Here is a 17,843-nt window from a genome sequence, read left to right as displayed (position 1 = left end):
CGGGGCCGGCGGGCCGCGGGGGGGGGTGGGCGGGGGCCCGGCGGCCCGTTCTGACGACCGGGTCGCGTCAGTGGGCCCCGGCAGCGGGTTCCTTGGACGCCGGCTGTGCCGGGACGGCCGGGCTCGGAGGTTCGTCCGACGTGGGCGGGGTGCCGGGGGCGGCCTCGGCGCCCGGAGCGGCGGGGGTGTCCTTCGCCTGAGCGGAGGTGCCCCGGATGCCGAGGCCAAGGGATTCCCCGGCCTCGTCCGGGCCGGACACGTCCTCGCCGTTCAGCGCCTTCTTCGCCCGCTCGATGTCCAGCGCGCCCTCCCAGCGGGACACGGCGAAGACCGCCACGCAGTTGCCGAGAAGATTCGTGACGACACGCATCGAGTCCATGATGCGGTCCACGCCCAGCAGCAGGGCGACGGCACCGGCCGGGATGGCCCCCAGGGACGAAGCGGTCGCGGACAGGGCGAGGAAGGCCGAACCGGGGATGCCCGCCATGCCCTTGCTGGTGAGCATGAGCACCAGGACCACGGTGATCTGCTGCCCCAGACTGAGGTCCACGCCCACCGCCTGCGAGATGAACAGCGTGCCGATGGACAGGTAGAGCGAGGCTCCGTCGAGGTTGAAGGAGTATCCCGTCGGCAGCACCAGACCCACGGCGTCGTCGCGGGCACCGGCCTTGCGCAGCTTCTGCATCACGCGCGGCATGACCGACTCGGTGGAGGCGGTGCCGAGCGCGAGGAGCATCTCCTCGCGGATGTAGCGCAGGAACTTCCAGAGGCTCAGACCGGTCAACACCTTGAGCGCGACGGCGAGCAGCGCGACGAACAGGGCGGCCGCCGCGTAGCAGAGGACGATCAGCTTGGCGTACGTCTCGATGACGCCGAGCCCGTACTGGCCGATGAGAACGGCCATCGCGCCGAACACCGCGATCGGTGCGAGCCGCATCACGAAGCCGACGATCGCGAAGATGATCTCCTGGGCCTGCTCGATGGCGGGCAGCACCTGAGGCACCTTGGCGTGCCCGAGGTGCAGCAGCGCGGCGCCCACGAGGCAGGCCAGGATGAGGACCTGGAGCAGGGAGTTCTCGGCGAAGGCGCCGATGAAGCTGGTGGGCAGCGCGTTCACGACGAACTCGGTCGTCGAGGGCAGCGAACCGCCGCCCGTCTTCGCGTCGACCGCCGAGGTGTCGAGCGTGGCCGGGTCGACGTTCATCCCCGACCCGGGCTGGACGATGTTGGCGGCGAGCAGCCCGATGAGCAGGGCGAGCGTGCTCGCCACTTCGAACCAGATCAGGGCCTTGAGCCCGATCCTGCCGAACGCCTTGAGGTCACCGGCCTTGGCGATGCCGACGACGACCACGCAGAAGACCAGCGGCGAGATGATCGTCTTGATGAGCCGGGTGAAACCGTCGCCGAGCGGCTGGAGATCCGTGGCCACGCCGGGCCACAGCTTTCCGACGAGGATTCCGAGCACGAGCGCGCAGGCCACCTGCGCGAAGAGAGAGGTACGCAGCATGCGTGCGACGCGTCGCGGCAGTGACGGTACGGACTGCGGCACGGGCACTCCTTGTGGGGGACGGTGAATCGCAGAGGCCGGACGGGACTTCTGCGATACGGAAAGCGGCTTCCGTAGCGATCACCTTGGAGGGTGAGTCGCTCACGCGGAAGACCTCCGTGTTGCGTGCGCGTAAAACGCGCCGCGCCACGAGTGACGCCTCGCACACCGCGGGCCTCTGCGGTCACCGCGCCCGCCGCTCAGCAGCGCGTGATCCTCCGCCAGCGCACCCTGCACCGTGGTCAACGCCCGGTCGTAGCAACCCGACGAGCCGTTCAGCCGGTGGCGCTCGCTCGTCGTGCCGACCGCGTGCCGCTGGTCGCGTGGCACGTTGACGGTGAAGGCGGCGGTGCCGTGGAAAACAGGTTGATTTTGACCACCCTGCGAAGCGAACCTTTCACGGTTTGCTGTCGCCGCTGACCGCGGTCCCCTCCCCCCATCCCTGACACGAGCCACTGGGACGTCATGCAGATCCAAGACCTTCCGTATCCAGACCCGGGTGTGCCGGACGTCCGCTCGGGATCCCGATTCCTGTGGTGGCTGGGGCGCAACCAACTGGGCGGCCAGCTCACGTCCCTGGCCTGGGGCCTGCTGCACTTCATGGCCGTCTCGGCGCAGCCGTTCTGCGTCGGGTTCGCCATCGAGGCGGTCATCGACCGCTCCGGGGCACGGCTGGCCCTCGCAGGTGGCCTGATGGCCCTCTTCGGTGCCGCCACCGCGCTCGGGGACACCTTCCTGCACCGTGCCGCCGTCACCAACTGGATCACCGCCGCCGCCCGCGTCCAGCAGCTCCTCGCCCGCAAGGCCTCGCAGTTGGGCTCCGCGCTCAGCAGGCGGGTCGCGGCCGGTGAGGTCGTCGCCGTCTCCACGGGCGACGTCGAAAAGATCGGCTGGTTCGTCGAAGGCGTCTCGCGGTTCTCGGCCGCCGCCCTCACGGTCGTGTTCGTCTGCGTCGGCCTGGTGGTCTACCAGCCGGCCCTCGGCATCGTCGTCGCCCTGGGCCTGCCCGTCGTGGCGTTCGCGGCGCTGCCCCTTCTGCCCCGCGCGACGCGTCGCGCCGACGTCCAGCGCGAGAAGGCCGGGCGCGCCACCGAACTGGCCTCCGACACCGTGGCCGGCCTGCGGGTACTGCGTGGCATCGGCGGCGAGGAACTCTTCCTCGACCGCTACCGCCGCGCCTCCCAGGAGGTCCGTCAGGCCGCCGTGCGCAGTGCCCGCATGTGGTCGCTGATCAGCGCCATCCAGGTCCTGCTGCCGGGCCTGCTGCTGATCGCGGTCGTGTTCTACGGCGTCCACCTGGCCCGCGAGGGCCGGATCTCCGTCGGCGAACTCGTCACCGTCTACAGCTCCGTCATGGTCCTGATGTATCCCCTCAGGCACTTCGAGGAGATCGCCATGGCCTACTCCTTCTCCCGTCCGTCGGCCAAACGCGCCGCCCGCGTGCTGTCGCTGGAGCGCGTCACGGACGCGGGCGGATCACGCGCCGCGGACCTGCCCCGCGGTGATCTGTACGACCCGGCCACCGGACTGCTGGCCCCGGCCGCCCGGCTCACCGCCGTGGTGTGCGGCGACCCGGACGCCGCCGGGCGGCTGGCCGAACGTCTCGGCGGGCACCCCTCCGAGGACGGCCCGTCGGTGCTGCTCGGCGGCGTCCCCCTGGACGAACTGCCGCTGGACAGCGCGCGCACGGCCGTCCTCGTCCAGGACAAGGACCCGGTGCTGCTGTCGGGTTCCCTGCGCGACCTGTTCGACGTGCCGGCCTCGGGTGAGGTCGGCACGGCGGCGGCGCTGGCGGCCGCGCAGTGCGGGGACGTTCTCGACGCCCTCGTCCAGGGCTCGCTGGACGCCGACGGCCCGATGGACGCCCACATCACCGAACGGGGACGCTCCCTCTCGGGCGGCCAGCGCCAGCGGCTGGCCCTGGCCCGCTCGCTGTTCACGGACCCGGAGGTTCTCGTCCTGGACGAACCCACCTCCGCCGTCGACTCACACACCGAGGCGAGGATCGCCGAGGGCCTGCGGGAGATCCGGACGGGACGCACCACGGTCATGTTCACCTCGTCCCCGCTGCTCCTGGACCGGGCCGACCGGGTCGTCCTCGTCCACGAGGGCCTGGCCGTGGCGGCCGGCGTGCACCGCGAGCTGCTGCACTCCGAGCCGCGATACCGCGCGGTGGTGACCCGCGAGACCGAGGAAGAGACCGCGCTCGACGGGATGCTGAAGGAACTGCGCCCACTCGAAGACGACGAACGACAAGAGATCGAGGAGTCCGCATGATCGGCGTGGCACCACCGGCGTACGACCCGGCGGCACCGACGACAGCGAACACGCTGCCCGTCGGCGCCCCCGCGACCGTGCGCGCCTACGTGGCCGAACTGTTGCGCCGGCACCGCCGTGCGTTCGTGGTGCTCCTGGCCGTCAACACGGTCGCCACCATCGCCTCGATGGTGGGGCCATGGCTCCTCGGTGACGTCGTGGAGCGGCTGTCGGAGGGAGCCCGAGAACTTCATCTGGGCCTCACCGCCACGCTGTTCGTCCTCGCCCTCGTCGTCCAGGCCGCCTTCGTACGGCAGGTGCGGCTGCGCGGCGCGATGCTCGGGGAGCGGATGCTGGCCGACCTCCGCGAGGACTTCCTCGTCCGGTCGGTCCGGCTGCCGCCGGGCGTACTGGAACGAGCCGGCACCGGCGACCTGCTGTCCCGCATCACCACCGACATCGACCGGCTCGCCAACGCCATGCGCGAGGCCGTGCCCCAGTTGACGATCGGCGTGATGTGGGCGGCGCTGCTGCTCGGCGGACTCGTCGTCACCGCCCCTCCGCTGGCACCGGCCGTGCTGGTCGCGGTACCGCTGCTGGTGGTCGGGTGCCGCTGGTACTTCAAGCGGGCCCCCGCCGGCTACCGCTCGGAGGCCGCCGGCTACGCCTCCGTCGCCGCCGCCCTCGCCGAGACCGTGGACGCCGGCCGTACCGTCGAGGCCCACCGCCTCGGCGACCGCCGGGTCGAGCTGTCGGAGCTGCGGGTCAAGCAGTGGACGGCCTGGGAGAACTACACCCTGTGGCTGCGGTCGGTCCTCTTCCCGGTCATCAACCTCGTGCACGTCACCGTCCTCGGTTCGGTCCTCATGCTCGGCGGAGTGTTCGTCCTTCAGGGCTGGATCGACGTCGGTCAGCTGACGACGGGCGCGCTCCTCGCCCAGATGCTCGTCGACCCGGTGAACCTGATCCTGCGCTGGTACGACGAACTCCAGGTGGCGCAGGTGTCGTTGGCCCGGCTGGTCGGGGTGCGGGACATCGAGCCCGACGCCGGTGACTCCGGACTGGAACCGGACGGGCGGGACGTGCTCGCCGACCGGGTCCACTTCGGCTACCGCGCGGGCGTCGACGTCCTGCGCCAGGTGTCCCTGGAGGTGGCACCCGGCACCCGGCTGGCCCTCGTCGGCCCCTCCGGCGCGGGCAAGTCCACGCTGGGCAGGCTCCTCGCCGGCATCTACGCGCCCCGGGACGGCCGGGTCGCCCTCGGGGGCGCGGAACTGTCGCGGATGACCGCCGAACGCGTCCGCTCGCACGTCGCGCTCGTCAACCAGGAGCACCACGTCTTCGTCGGCTCGCTGCGCGACAACCTCCGACTGGCCCTCCCCCACGCCCGGCACGAGACGGGTCGGGCGACTCCGGGCGAGGCCGAGACCCAGGCGGCGGAGGCCCGTGCGGCGGAAGAGGCCGAGCTGTGGGCGGCGCTCACCGCGGTCGACGCGGACGGCTGGGCGCGCGCCCTGGACGACGGCCTGGACACCGAGGTCGGCTCCGGCGGCCACGTGCTCACCCCGGCGCAGGCCCAGCAGATCGCACTGGCCCGCCTGGTCCTGGCCGACCCGCACACGCTGGTCCTCGACGAGGCGACCTCGCTGCTCGACCCCCGCGCCGCCCGCCACCTGGAACGTTCCCTCGCCCGTGTCCTGGACGGCCGCACGGTGATCGCCATCGCCCACCGCCTCCACACGGCTCACGACGCGGACGTCATCGCCGTCGTGGAGAACGGCCGCATCAGTGAGCTGGGCAGCCATGACGAGCTGGTGGCCGCGGACGGGGCCTACGCGGCCCTGTGGCGGTCCTGGCACGGGTGAGGGGGTGGTTTCGGGACTCGGCAGGTGGTCCGGGACTGCGCGTGGGGGCCGGTGGGCGCCGGTGAGGACCGCTGGGGTCGCGCCACCGTGAGGTGGACGGGGAGTGGTCACGGCCGGGCCTTCAGGCGGCGTCCGGGAGCCGGCTGAAGCTGGACCGCGACGAAGTGGGCAGAGGCTCGCTGCGGCCGGGCCGGCACCCGCTGGACGGGGACCGTCCGCGGCGGCGACACCACCCGGCGAGCGGGAACCGGCCGTGGCCGGACCACCGCGCGACGGACGGGAGCCGGGCGCAACCCGACCACCGCGCGACGGACGGGAGGCGGGCGTGACGCCGGTGTCGTGCGGCGGCGTGAGGCCCGCGCTGCCCCGGCCGGCAGGTGGCCGGGGCCGCCGCGTCAGGGGCGCCGGGTGACGGTCCTCCGCCCGCGCCGCGAGCGCTCCGGCACGGCTCTGGCGTTGCGCACTCCCGAACGGGGGTGGAACGCTGGAGAGCGGCACCCCCGTGGAAGGCAGCCGGGCAGGACCGTCCGGCGCATCCCGCCGCCGGCCGGTGCCCCGTGCCACGGTGGTCCACCGCCGACCGCGCGGTGAGGACGGGCCCGTCACCCCCTGGAGGTACCCGTGAACAGCGCCGACGGATGGGGAGACGACGTCTACCAGCCCGACGCCTCCGAGATCCAGGACGACGCCGGACTCCTCGACGCGGAGGACACCCTGGAGAACGACGGCGTCGACGACCCCCTGGACCGGGGCTGGTCGCCTCCGGAACGGCCCTGGGCCGTGGAGCACGCCGGTGTGACGGCCGCGGAGCGTCGGCAGGGCGAGACCCTCGACCAGCGGCTCTCGGAAGAGTTGCCGGACCTCGTCGCACCCGACGGCGACGGTCTGGGCGACTCTGACGGCACCGATGGAGAGCTTCTCGACAACGAGGTCGGCGCCGCCCGCTCCGGCCGGCTCGTGGCACCGGACGAGGGAGCCCACGAGGACGAGGAGAGCGCCCTGGTCGCCACCGACGTCGGTATCGACGGCGCGGCCGCCTCCGCAGAGGAGGCCGCGATGCACATCGTCGACGAGGACGCCCTTCCCGGGTGAACCGCCCCGGACACCCTGTCCGGACACCACGGCCCGCCCCGACCCGTCGGCCGCGCCTTCACCGCACCCACCGCACGAGGAGTACGCATGCAGCAGGACAAGCACCCCGACTACCACTCGGTCGTCTTCCGTGACCGCGCCGCCGGCTACGCCTTCCTGACCCGGTCCACCGCGACCAGCGACCAGACGATCGAGTGGGACGACGGCGAGACCTACCCCGTCGTGGACGTCGAGATCTCCTCGGAGAGCCACCCGTTCTACACCGGCAAGGCCCGCACCGTGGATACGGAAGGCCGTATCGCCCGCTTCGAGCGGCGCTTCGGCGGAGGCACACCGACCTGAGCCGGTCCAGCCGTCCCCGACACCGCTCAGATGTAATTGAGCGCGGCTGCGCCCCCCACCCCTCCGAGCAGCATGAACACCGGCATCAGCACCTTCAGCTCGACCCAGCTGCCGGCCCGGAACCGCATCGCCTTCGGCGGACCGATCGGGTACCAGCGCTTGCGCCCGATCGGGATGGGCCACAGTACCGGGCAGCCCGAGACGGTCAGCGCGTCCCCGATGTCGTGGACCAGGGCACCCAGCACGATCGGTAGCCCGAGCCACAGATACTCCTGGCCCGGGTCCGTGAACAGCCAGTCCGCTCCGTTGCCCGGCTTGTCCAGGACCCCGGCCAGAATCCACGCGCTCGCCGCCGCCAGCAGCCACACCAGCACATCGCTGCTGGAACCCCGGGTCGCCCGCCACAACAGGCCCTCGATGGCCAGGACCATGTGAACGAAGAGGAGCCCCAGCACCGCCCAGCGACCACCGGTGATCGCCAGCGCCGAGGCGCCCGCGCCGATCATGACGGCCCAGAGCCAGGTGTGCGTCAGGGTGCGGTGCCCGCCGGAGCGGCGCGGGTCGCCCTGCTTCCGCGTGCCCTTGTAGACGGCGTAGGAGAGCTTGTCCACGATCTCGCAGAGCCAGCGCGAGACGGGTCCAAAGGCCCGGGAGATGGTCGCGGCCTTGTGGTCGAGGTCGGGGGCCAGAGCCGCTCCGGCGCAGATCAGCGCACCGGCGAGCAGCACCGGCCATGGCATCGAGTGGCCGGCCGCGGCCGCCGCCGCGCCGACGCCGAGCCAGGCGGCCGCGCCCGACAGTGAGTGTGCTGGTCCCATCATGGCCGCTGCCCGCCCCATTCCTCATGTGCCGCTGTCCAGTTGACCGGGTGCGATGACGCTCCGTCGGCGACACAGCGTAGCTGCCATGATCTTCGGTCTCGCATCCGATTCCCCCCTCGGGCAGCGGGGCAGGCAAGATGGGGGCGTGACCCTCATCGATCAGTTGCCGCCGACCGCAGATCCCGACGCCCTTTACGAAGCTTTCGAGTCCTGGGCCCAGGAGCGCGGTCTCACGCTCTACTCCCACCAGGAGGAGGCGCTGATCGAGGCAGTCTCCGGGGCGAACGTGATCGTGTCGACGCCGACCGGCTCCGGCAAGAGCATGATCGCGGCGGGTGCGCACTTCGCGGCTCTCGCCCGCGACGAGGTCACCTTCTACACCGCTCCGATCAAGGCACTGGTGTCGGAGAAGTTCTTCGAGCTGTGCAAGATCTTCGGCACGGAGAACGTCGGCATGCTCACCGGTGACGCGTCCGTCAACGCCGACGCCCCGGTCATCTGCTGCACCGCCGAGGTGCTCGCCTCGATCGCGCTGCGCGACGGCAAGCACGCGGATGTCGGCCAGGTCGTCATGGACGAGTTCCACTTCTACGCGGAGGGCGACCGCGGCTGGGCCTGGCAGATCCCGATCCTGGAACTGCCCCAGGCGCAGTTCATCCTCATGTCGGCCACGCTCGGCGACGTGTCCTTCTTCGAGAAGGACCTCGCCCGGCGCACCGGCCGGCCCACCTCGGTGGTCCGCTCGGCGACCCGACCCGTGCCACTGTCCTACGAGTACCGCTTCACACCGCTCACGGAGACGCTCACCGAGCTGCTGGAGACGAAGCAGGCTCCCGTCTACATCGTGCACTTCACACAGGCGCAGGCGGTGGAGCGGGCGCAGGCGCTGATGAGCATCAACATGTGCTCGCGCGAGGAGAAGGAGCGGATCGCCGAGCTGATCGGCAACTTCCGGTTCACCACCAAGTTCGGCCGCAACCTCTCGCGTTACGTACGGCACGGCATCGGCGTGCACCACGCCGGCATGCTCCCCAAGTACCGGCGGCTGGTGGAGAAGCTCGCCCAGGCAGGTCTGCTCAAGGTGATCTGTGGGACGGACACGCTCGGCGTCGGCGTCAACGTGCCGATCCGGACCGTGCTGTTCACGGCGCTGACGAAGTACGACGGCACCCGTGTACGCACGCTGCGGGCTCGTGAGTTCCACCAGATCGCGGGCAGGGCCGGACGGGCCGGATTCGACACGGCGGGCTTGGTGGTCGCGCAGGCGCCCGAGCACGTCGTCGAGAACGAGAAGGCGCTCGCGAAGGCCGGCGACGACCCGAAGAAGCGTCGCAAAGTGGTCCGCAAGAAGGCGCCCGAGGGCTTCGTCGGCTGGACCGAGAACACCTTCGAGAAGCTCATCGACTCCGAGCCGGAGCCGCTGATGTCCCGCTTCCGGGTGACGCACACGATGCTGCTGTCGGTGATCGCCCGCCCCGGCAACGCCTTCGAGGCCATGCGGCACCTGCTGGAGGACAACCACGAGCCGCGCAAGCAGCAGTTGCGGCACATTCGGCGCGCGATCGCGATCTACCGTTCGCTGCTGGACGGCGGGATCGTGGAGAAGCTCGACGAGCCGGACGCCACGGGCCGCATCGTCCGCCTCACGGTGGACCTTCAGCAGGACTTCGCACTGAACCAGCCGCTGTCCACCTTCGCACTGGCCGCGTTCGAGCTGCTGGACCCGGAGTCGCCCTCGTACGCGCTCGACATGGTCTCCGTGGTGGAGTCCACGCTGGACGACCCGCGGCAGATCCTCGCGGCCCAGCAGAACAAGGCGCGCGGCGAGGCGGTCGGGGCGATGAAGGCGGACGGGGTGGAGTACGAGGAGCGCATGGAGCGTCTCCAGGACATCACGTACCCGAAGCCGCTGGAGGAGCTGCTCTTCCACGCGTACGACGTGTACCGCAAGAGCCACCCGTGGGTCGGTGACCATCCGCTGTCGCCGAAGTCGGTGATCCGCGACATGTACGAGCGGGCGATGTCGTTCACCGAGCTGGTGTCGCACTACGAGCTGGCCCGTACCGAGGGCATCGTGCTGCGCTACCTGGCGAGCGCCTACAAGGCCCTCGACCACACGGTCCCGGACGACCTGAAGTCGGAGGACCTCCAGGACCTGATCGAGTGGTTGGGCGAGATGGTGCGCCAGGTCGACTCCAGTCTGCTGGACGAGTGGGAGCAGTTGGCCAACCCGGCGGAGATGACCGCCGAGGAGGCCCAGGAGAAGGCCGACGAGGTCAAGCCCGTCACCGCCAACGCGCGTGCGTTCCGCGTTCTCGTCCGCAACGCGATGTTCCGCCGTGTCGAACTCGCCGCCCTCGATCACGTCGAGGAGCTGGGCGGGATGGACGGCGAGTCCGGGTGGGACGCCGACGCGTGGGGCGAGGCGATGGACAAGTACTGGGACGAGTACGACGACCTCGGAACCGGCCCGGACGCACGCGGTCCCAAGCTGCTCGTCATCAAGGAGGAGCCGGAGCACGGTCTGTGGCGCGTCCGTCAGATCTTCGACGACCCGAACGACGATCACGACTGGGGCATCAGCGCGGAGGTCGACCTGGCGGCGTCGGACGCCGAGGGTCGCGCGGTGGTCCGCGTCACCGACGTCGGCCAGCTGTGAGCGCAGTACGAGGCGGACGAGGTACAGGAGAAGCACACTCATGACGAATCCGGCCGAGAGGCTCGTCGACCTGCTGGACCTTGAGCAGATCGAGGTCAACATCTTCCGGGGCCGCAGCCCGCAGGAGTCGCTGCAGCGGGTCTTCGGCGGACAGGTGGCAGGCCAGGCGCTGGTGGCGGCCGGCCGGACGACCGAGGGCGACCGGCCGGTGCACTCGCTGCACGCGTACTTCCTGCGGCCGGGCCGGCCGGGCGTGCCGATCGTGTACCAGGTCGAACGGGTGCGGGACGGGCGGTCGTTCACGACCCGCCGGGTCACCGCCGTGCAGCAGGGTCGCACGATCTTCAATCTCACCGCCTCCTTTCACAAGCCTGAGGAAGGTCCCTTCGAGCATCAGCTGCCGCCCGCCCGCGAGGTGCCGGACCCCGAGTCCCTGCCGACGGTCACCGAGGAGGTGCGGACTCATCTGGGCGCGCTGCCCGAGCAGTTGGAGCGCATGGCGCGTCGGCAGCCCTTCGACATCCGGTACGCGGACCGGCTGCGCTGGAGCCCTGAGGAGATCAAGGACGCCGAGCCGCGCAGTGCGGTCTGGATGCGCGCCGTCGGGCCGTTGGGAGACGACCCGCTGGTACACACCTGCGCCCTGACGTACGCCAGCGACATGACGCTCCTGGACGCCGTCCGTCTCCCGGTCGAACCCCTGTGGGGGCCGCGGAACTTCGACATGGCGTCCCTGGATCACGCCATGTGGTTCCACCGGCCGTTCCGCGCGGACGAGTGGTTCCTCTACGACCAGGAGTCACCCATCGCGACCGGGGGCCGCGGTCTCGCCCGCGGCCGGATCTACGACCTTCAGGGGCACCTGTTGGTGTCCGTCGTCCAGGAAGGGCTGTTCCGGAAGCTGTAGGGCCTGGGAGTGGCGGGCACTCGCGTCTCAGACGCTGCTGCGGCGCAGCCAGCCCAGGAGTCCGCTCCTGGCCCGCTCGGTCCTCGCGGGCCGCTCCGGTTCCGCGATCGGCCGTGGAGGGGCCGGCTTCACGGTGGGTCGTGGTGCCGGCTGGTGGGAGCGCGCTTCCTCCAGGGCATGCGCCAGGTCGGAGCGCAGCCAGGCGATCTCGTCGGGGTCGTCCGCCGTCGTGATCCGCTCGACCAGATGCGCGGCGGGTGAGCCCGGGGTGCCGTGCGCCGGCGGTCCGGGCCGGAAGCGGTTGAGGTGGGAGCGTTCGTAGGGGTCCGTGGCGATCTCGGCGACCTGGACCGGGTCCAGGAGCGCGGCCAGGGCTCCCGCCCGCTGCCAGGGCCCTTCGGCCTGCCGCAGCAGGAATCCGAGGTGGCGCCCGCGCCAGTTCCGGGGCCGCAGGTCCAGGCCCGCGGCCAGCTGGTCCCGCACCCCCTCGGGTGTACGGCCGGTCAGCAGGGGCGCGTTGTCCTTGTCGGCGGCGAACTGCCGTAGTTCGTCGGTGAGATAGAGCCATACGACGGCTCGGTAGCGGTTCAGATAGAAGGTCACGGGCACCACGAGCCCCAGCCTCGCCAGGCGGGTGAACCGGCTCGGGGGCACCTGCACGACGGCCGCCCCTTCGGTGGTGCCGACGGCCTCGACGCTCTTGGTCAGGGCGTCGGGGAAGCCGGGGGCCGCACGAAGGCGTTCGATCTCGGTGCGGGCCACTCGCCGGTCTCCGCCCCCTTCGTCGGGCACGGTCCTGATCCGTCCGAGGTTCACGGCGAGCTCGAACTGGCTGCGTTTGAGGCCAAGTTCGCGGGCCGCGCGGCTGTAGGCGCAGGACAGGGCGTGCGGTGGTGCGGCGGTGTTGCGTGACATGGTCGGTCTCCCCCGTGGAGTGAAGTGCCCCCGCGATGTCCGCGGTGGTCTCGGGAAAAACCGTAGCCCGATCCGCGAATCTCGTGTTCAGCCTGTGGATAACTCCACGGGAGAGAACGAATGCGCAGGTCAGAGATCTGTGAACCGGTCGCCCTCGGGTCGGCGGGCGTCCACGGTGAGATGTTCTCCGACGCGATTGACGAGCAGGGCCATCTCGTAGGCGATCTGTCCCATGTCGGCCTCCGCCGCGCTGAGCACGCAGAGACAGCTGCCGGTGCCGGCCGCGGTGACGAACAGCACCGCGTCGTCGAACTCGACCATCGTCTGGCGCACCTGGCCCGCGCCGAAGTGGCGGCCGGATCCCTTGGCCAGGCTGTGCAGTCCGGACGAGACGGCGGCGAGGTGCTCGGCGTCCTCCCGACGAAGTCCCGTGCTGGCGCCCGCCACCAGCCCGTCGTTGGACAGGACCAGCGCGTGGTGCACCTGTTCGACGCGCTCGGTCAGGTCGTCCAGCAGCCACCCCAGGCTCTGCTTCTGTGCCATGATCCGTCTCCCCATGACGTTTCCCCGTTTGATGTCCCCGCCTGGCCGACGGGTCTGTCCGCAAGCCTTCCCCACCACCGGCCGCCGGGCAAGGAGGATGGGGGCATGGCACAGAAGATGACCGACGAGGAATGGCGGGCGTTCGTCTCGCAGGGCACCCGTACCGGAAAACTGTCGACGGTACGGGCTGACGGAAGCCCGCATGTGGCACCCATCTGGTTCCTGCTCGACGGGGACCACGTGGTGTTCAACACGGGTGAGGAGACGGTGAAGGGGCGCAATCTGGCGCGGGACGGCCGGGTCGCCCTGTGCGTGGACGACGACCGGCCGCCCTTCGATTTCGTGGTGTTGCAGGGACGCGCCCGGATCTCCGAGGATCTTGACCAGGTGCGGCTCTGGGCGACTCGTATCGCGGCGCGGTACATGGGCGAGGAGCGCGCCGAGGCGTTCGGCGCCCGCAACGGCGTCCCGGGCGAACTGCTCGTCCGCGTCCGGATCGAGAAGGTCCTGGCGCAGAAGGCCGTAGCGGACTGACGAAGAGGGCGGCGTCGCTCAGCTCACCGAGTCGAGCAGCCGGGCGGTGTGCATCCGCCCGGCGTACTCGACGAGCCGGATCAGCACCTCCTTTCCGGAGTCGCGGTCGCGGGCGTCGCACAGGACGACGGGCGTTCCCTTGTCCAGGTCGAGAGCGCGCGAGACCTCCGGGGCGCCGTAGGAGCGCGCTCCGGTGAAGCAGTTGACGGCCACCACGAAGGGGATGTGGCGGTGCTCGAAGTAGTCGACCGCGGGGAAGCAGTCCTCCAGGCGCCGGGTGTCGGCGAGCACCACAGCGCCCAGCGCTCCCTGTGACAGTTCGTCCCACAGGAACCAGAAGCGGTCCTGGCCCGGGGTGCCGAACAGGTAGAGGGAGAGACCGGAACGGATGGTGATCCGGCCGAAGTCCATGGCGACGGTCGTGGTCACCTTCTGGTCGACGCCGTCGGTGTCGTCGACCAACTGGCCCACCTCGCTCAGCAGTTCCTCGGTGCGCAGCGGTTTGATCTCGCTGACCGCACCCACGAGGGTGGTCTTGCCCACGCCGAACCCGCCGGCGACCAGTATCTTCAACGCCAGCGGGGCGCTGTCGCCACCCGCGGTGTCGGAGTGCTCGGAGACCATGGATCACTTCTCTCGGGAGGGCCGGCGACGGTCGACATCGGTACGGGGTTCGGGGGCTGCGGCGGGTCGGCCGCGCGCGGCTTCGGCGTGGGGGTGCGAAGGCAGCATCATGGCAAGGGCGGCCCGTTTCCTGCTGATTCGACCGCTGTCTGCCCGATGTGACCGCCTCGCGTCGGTTCGCTGTCGAAGATGTGCGCGATGCGGTTCGGGGCGGGTCCGTACGCTTCCGGGTCGGTCCGAACGTCCATCTACAGCGCCCTCAGTCCCTCGATGACCTCGCGCAGGATCCGCTCGTCGGGCAGTTGCGCGGGCGGGACCGGACGACTGACGGTGACACAGCCGAGTTCCAGCAGATCACCGAGGAGCACGCGGACCACACCCACCGGCAGGTCCGAGCCCGCCGCGAGTTCCGCGACGGACTGGGTCTCCGTGCGGCACAGGCCGACGAGGGTGCGGTGTTCCGGCCCGAGCCCCATGCCGTCGGCACCGGGCGCGGCGGGGTCGAGGGTCACCAGGGCGATGAGGTCGAAGCGCACCCCGGTGGGACCGGGCTTCGTGCGTCCGCCCGTCATGGCGTAGGGGCGGACCAGCGGCCCGGCCTCGTTGTCGTACCACTGGCTGCCCTGTTCGTGCGGGGCGCCGGTCATCATGTTGTCGTTCATCTGCGCGCGTCACCTCTCGCCTCATCCGGCGGTGGGCGGTCGTGCGGAGACGCGCGCCGGCGTGTAGAGGTGCTCTCCTACCCTCTTGACCAGCCGCGCCATCTCGTACCCCACCAGGCCGATGTCGGCGGTCACTGCGGTCAGGACGGCGAGGCAGGAGCCGTCGCCGGCGGCGGCGACGAACAGGAAGCCGTCATCCATCTCCACCATGGTCTGGCGTACGCCGCCCGCCCCGAAGTGCCGTCCGGCGCCCTTGGCGAGGCTGTGGAAGCCGGAGGCGACAGCGGCGAGGTGCTCGGCGTCCTCACGGCTGAGGCCGGTGGAGGCGCCCACGGCGAGGCCGTCGTTGGACAGCACCACGGCGTGCCGCACCTCGCTCACGCGCATCACCAAGTCGTCCAGCAGCCAGTCGAGTTCGCCGGACCGCTGGGCCGGCCTCATGCTCGGGTCCTGGATCATGCGGGGTCTCCTTCACTGCTTTCGCGGCCCGGTGCGGCACCGCGGCCGGGTTGCCTGCCGCCGCCTCGCGCCCAGCCGTCGCGGTAAGCGGCCATCCGGTCCCGTACGAGTTCGGGGGTGTGCCGCTCGTCGTTCCGCGGGCCGGAGGTCTGGGCCGGCTCCTCGCCGGCCGACCGGCGCAGCTGGGGAGCGAGACTGGCCTGCCGGACCCGGCGCGGAAGGTCGTCCGATCCCTCCGGTCCGTCCGACGTGTTCGATGCGTCGGACCCACTCGACCCGGCCGACCTGCCCGGCCTCCCCGACCGGTCCGATCCGTCGGAGTCGTCCGATGGGCGGTGCAGGCGCAAGGCGGTGACTCCGGGGAGTGGAGCGTCGTCGGCCGTCGGTTCCGCGGCGGCCCGGACGGGGGAGACCAGCGCCGGCCGCTGGGCGGTCGTGGGGACGGCGTCCTGCGGGCGGCCGGCGGCGGACACGCGCGCGTAGTCGCGTTTCAGAGGCTGCTCCTCCGACCGCGCCACCTCGCGGGCGGAACGTTCCGGCGTGCCGTTGTGCAGCAGGGCTGTGGGCAGCAGGACGACCGCGGTGGTGCCGCCGTAGGGCGAGGTGCGCAGGTGCACCTTCACGCCGTGGCGCGCCGCGAGCCTGCTGACGACGAACAGGCCGAGCCGGTCGCTGTCGAAAAGATCCAGGGCCTCGGACTGCTCGATACGCCGGTTGGCCTCGGCCAGGGTCTCCTTGCCCATGCCCAGGCCACGGTCCTCGACCTCGACGGCGTAGCCGTTGCCGACGGGTTCGCCGGTGACGCGCACGCGCGTGTGCGGCGGTGAGAACTGGGCCGCGTTCTCGACGAGTTCGGCCAGCAGGTGGGTGAGGTCGGCGACGGCGGTGCCTTTGACGGAGGTCTCCGGGAGCTGTCGTACCTCCACGCGCGCGTAGTCCTCGACCTCGGAGACGGCGGCGCGCACCACGTTGGTCAGCGAGACCGGCATGCGCCAGGCCCGTCCGGGAGCGGCTCCGGAGAGGATGATCAGGCTCTCGGCGTGGCGCCGCATGCGGGTGGTGAGGTGGTCGAGCCGGAAGAGGTCGCTCAGCTCGTTCGGGTCGTCGGAGCGGCGCTCCATGCTGTCCAGGAGGCTGAGCTGGCGGTGGACGAGGACCTGGCTGCGGCGGGCGAGGTTGACGAAGACTCCGGAGATGCCGCTGGCGAGTTCGGCGCGTTCCACCGCGGCCCGCAGCGCGGCGCGGTGCACGGTGCCCAGGGCCTCGGCGACCTGACCGGTCTCGTCCTCCGCGCGCGGTCCGGACGGGGCCTCGGCCCGGATGTCGATCTCCTCCCCCGCCCGCAGTTTCCGCATGGCCTCGGGGAGTTTGCGCCGGGCGATCTCCAGGGCGACGTTGCGCAGGCTGACGAGTTCGACGACGAGGCCGCGGCCGATGCGCACGGAGATGACGAGCGAGGCCGCTACGGCGGCGAGGCCGAACAGGACCGCGGCGCCGGCCGGGGTGAGCAGGCCGCGGGTGAACGGGTCGGCGCGCTCGGCGACATCGCGCGCGGCGTCCGCCTCGATGGTCCGCATCCCGTCCTGCACGCGCGTGTGGGCCTTGCCCCAGGTCTCCTCCGGTGCGGCGGCGACGGCCTTCGCGCCCGGCCCGCCGTCGAGCACCTTGTCCTCGATGGTGTCCACGGCGGCGTAGGCGCTGCCCGCGGCCAGGCTCCGCCAAGCGGTGCGCTCGGGGCCGCGGAGGTCCACCACGGCCGTCTCGGTGAGGGAGCGGCGGGTCTCGACGGCGCCGGTGAACAGCCGCATGCGCTCACCGTCGAGGCGGCCGGCCAGACGGGCACTGCCGAGTACGACGTCCTCCTGGGCCAAGGCCTCACCCGCGCGGGAGAACTCGACCAGCACGCGCGCGTCGGAGCCGAGTTCGGCGTCCTGGATGCCGGAGAGGGCACCACCGACGGAGAAGGCGGCCGCGACGGCACGGGTGTACCGCCCGTACGTCTGCTCCCAGCCCGCGCTGCCGTCGAGGACCGCGGTCCGCAGCGGGCGCAGTTGTTCGGCTCCGTCGACGAACGCCTCGATCCGCTGGGCGACCCCCGCGGGCAGGTCCTGGCCGTCGGCCACGGTGCCGTCGTCGCCGAGCCGGAGTGCGGCCACCGCGCGGTCGGTCGCTTCGCCGAGCTTCCTGAGGTCGCCGCCCTGCCCGGCGGCGGGGTCGGTGGCGTGGCGGACGGCGGCCGCCCGTTCGGTCTGCAAGGCGGCCACGGCGGCGGCGACGGGGGTGCGGACCTGCGCGTCCACCCGCTGCAACTGGCGCAGCCGGGAGATGTCCTGGGCGGTGGTGACCGTGGCGTACGCCCACAGCGCCAGCAGGGAGACGGCCGGCACCATCAGCAGGCAGACGATCTTGGCGCGGACGGTGCGCGGACGGATCCGCCAGTGTCCCGCGCGCGCGGGCTTCGCGTCCGTCGGTGTGGCCATTGGTTCGTCCGGCCCCTCGTCCGCGGGTGGTCCGGCGTGGGCACGACGCCCACGCACGGGGGTCGGCGTCTCGGCGCCGTCCGTGGGGGTCCTACGGGGTTTACGCATGGCCTCCTCGCTCGTCAGTGGTTCGCGGGA

The 17,843-nt window shown here is 71.4% G+C and carries 15 protein-coding genes; 7 read left to right on the top strand and 8 right to left on the bottom strand.

Annotation, left to right across the window (positions count from 1 at the left end; all coding sequences use genetic code 11):
- Positions 1-67 precede the first annotated feature (67 nt).
- A complete protein-coding gene (locus tag ACFWJX_RS30265; RefSeq protein ID WP_383249350.1) occupies positions 68-1,549 on the bottom strand; it encodes a cation:dicarboxylate symporter family transporter in 1,482 nt (493 codons plus the stop codon).
- A 462-nt stretch (positions 1,550-2,011) separates the two neighbouring features.
- Here ACFWJX_RS30265 and ACFWJX_RS30260 point away from each other — a divergent pair, with 462 nt between their 5' ends.
- The 4 genes from ACFWJX_RS30260 to ACFWJX_RS30245 all read left to right on the top strand — a co-directional run bounded on the left by ACFWJX_RS30260 (position 2,012) and on the right by ACFWJX_RS30245 (position 7,101).
- Entirely contained in the window at positions 2,012-3,823 is a 1,812-nt protein-coding gene (locus ACFWJX_RS30260) for an ABC transporter transmembrane domain-containing protein (protein WP_383249348.1), read from the top strand.
- Entirely contained in the window at positions 3,820-5,667 is a 1,848-nt protein-coding gene (locus ACFWJX_RS30255; RefSeq protein WP_383249346.1) for an ABC transporter ATP-binding protein, read from the top strand. Before ACFWJX_RS30260 ends, ACFWJX_RS30255 begins: the two co-directional genes overlap by 4 nt.
- 621 nt (positions 5,668-6,288) lie before the next feature.
- The gene (locus ACFWJX_RS30250; protein WP_383249344.1) at positions 6,289-6,759 is read left to right on the top strand and encodes a DUF5709 domain-containing protein; all 471 of its coding nucleotides are present in this window, start codon (positions 6,289-6,291) and stop codon (positions 6,757-6,759) included.
- Between the two features lie 87 nt (positions 6,760-6,846).
- Positions 6,847-7,101: a type B 50S ribosomal protein L31 gene (locus tag ACFWJX_RS30245; RefSeq protein ID WP_086764445.1), complete on the top strand. Its 255-nt coding sequence runs from the start codon at positions 6,847-6,849 to the stop codon at positions 7,099-7,101.
- A gap of 26 nt (positions 7,102-7,127) precedes the next feature.
- Here ACFWJX_RS30245 and ACFWJX_RS30240 read toward each other — a convergent pair whose 3' ends face one another.
- Positions 7,128-7,922 (bottom strand): metal-dependent hydrolase, encoded by a 795-nt coding sequence (locus tag ACFWJX_RS30240; RefSeq protein ID WP_383249342.1) that lies wholly within the window; start codon positions 7,920-7,922, stop codon positions 7,128-7,130.
- 145 nt (positions 7,923-8,067) lie between these two features.
- On the opposite strand from ACFWJX_RS30240, the gene ACFWJX_RS30235 reads away from it, so the two are divergent.
- Entirely contained in the window at positions 8,068-10,581 is a 2,514-nt protein-coding gene (locus tag ACFWJX_RS30235; protein WP_383249340.1) for a DUF3516 domain-containing protein, read from the top strand.
- A gap of 40 nt (positions 10,582-10,621) precedes the next feature.
- Complete coding sequence (locus ACFWJX_RS30230) at positions 10,622-11,488, top strand: acyl-CoA thioesterase (protein ID WP_383249338.1); 867 nt, start codon at positions 10,622-10,624, stop codon at positions 11,486-11,488.
- Positions 11,489-11,515: 27 nt separating this feature from the next.
- On the opposite strand, the gene ACFWJX_RS30225 is transcribed toward ACFWJX_RS30230, so the two are convergent.
- Positions 11,516-12,403, bottom strand: a complete 888-nt coding sequence (locus ACFWJX_RS30225; protein WP_383249336.1) for a DUF6397 family protein — start codon at positions 12,401-12,403, stop codon at positions 11,516-11,518.
- A gap of 129 nt (positions 12,404-12,532) precedes the next feature.
- Positions 12,533-12,946: a roadblock/LC7 domain-containing protein gene (locus tag ACFWJX_RS30220; protein ID WP_086764424.1), complete on the bottom strand. Its 414-nt coding sequence runs from the start codon at positions 12,944-12,946 to the stop codon at positions 12,533-12,535.
- Positions 12,947-13,051: 105 nt separating this feature from the next.
- Between ACFWJX_RS30220 and ACFWJX_RS30215 the strand changes: the two genes are divergently transcribed.
- Positions 13,052-13,480 (top strand): PPOX class F420-dependent oxidoreductase, encoded by a 429-nt coding sequence (locus tag ACFWJX_RS30215; RefSeq protein ID WP_383249334.1) that lies wholly within the window; start codon positions 13,052-13,054, stop codon positions 13,478-13,480.
- 18 nt (positions 13,481-13,498) lie between these two features.
- Here the strand turns inward: ACFWJX_RS30215 and ACFWJX_RS30210 are convergent, their stop codons facing one another.
- The 4 genes from ACFWJX_RS30210 to ACFWJX_RS30195 all read right to left on the bottom strand — a co-directional run bounded on the left by ACFWJX_RS30210 (position 13,499) and on the right by ACFWJX_RS30195 (position 17,813).
- Positions 13,499-14,104, bottom strand: a complete 606-nt coding sequence (locus ACFWJX_RS30210) for an ATP/GTP-binding protein (RefSeq protein ID WP_383249332.1) — start codon at positions 14,102-14,104, stop codon at positions 13,499-13,501.
- Positions 14,105-14,352: 248 nt separating this feature from the next.
- Positions 14,353-14,766: a DUF742 domain-containing protein gene (locus tag ACFWJX_RS30205; protein WP_383249330.1), complete on the bottom strand. Its 414-nt coding sequence runs from the start codon at positions 14,764-14,766 to the stop codon at positions 14,353-14,355.
- A gap of 21 nt (positions 14,767-14,787) precedes the next feature.
- Positions 14,788-15,225, bottom strand: coding sequence for a roadblock/LC7 domain-containing protein (locus tag ACFWJX_RS30200; RefSeq protein ID WP_383249328.1), 438 nt, complete (start codon positions 15,223-15,225; stop codon positions 14,788-14,790).
- Positions 15,222-17,813: a nitrate- and nitrite sensing domain-containing protein gene (locus ACFWJX_RS30195; RefSeq protein ID WP_383249326.1), complete on the bottom strand. Its 2,592-nt coding sequence runs from the start codon at positions 17,811-17,813 to the stop codon at positions 15,222-15,224. The genes ACFWJX_RS30200 and ACFWJX_RS30195 overlap by 4 nt, the downstream gene beginning before the upstream one ends.
- Between the last annotated feature and the right edge of the window lie 30 nt (positions 17,814-17,843).

The organism is Streptomyces sp. NPDC058335 (assembly GCF_042723915.1).
In the GTDB taxonomy this organism is placed as follows: Bacteria; Actinomycetota; Actinomycetes; order Streptomycetales; family Streptomycetaceae; genus Streptomyces.
Note: the sequence above shows the minus strand (reverse complement) of the source record. Positions and strands in the feature narration are given on the sequence as shown.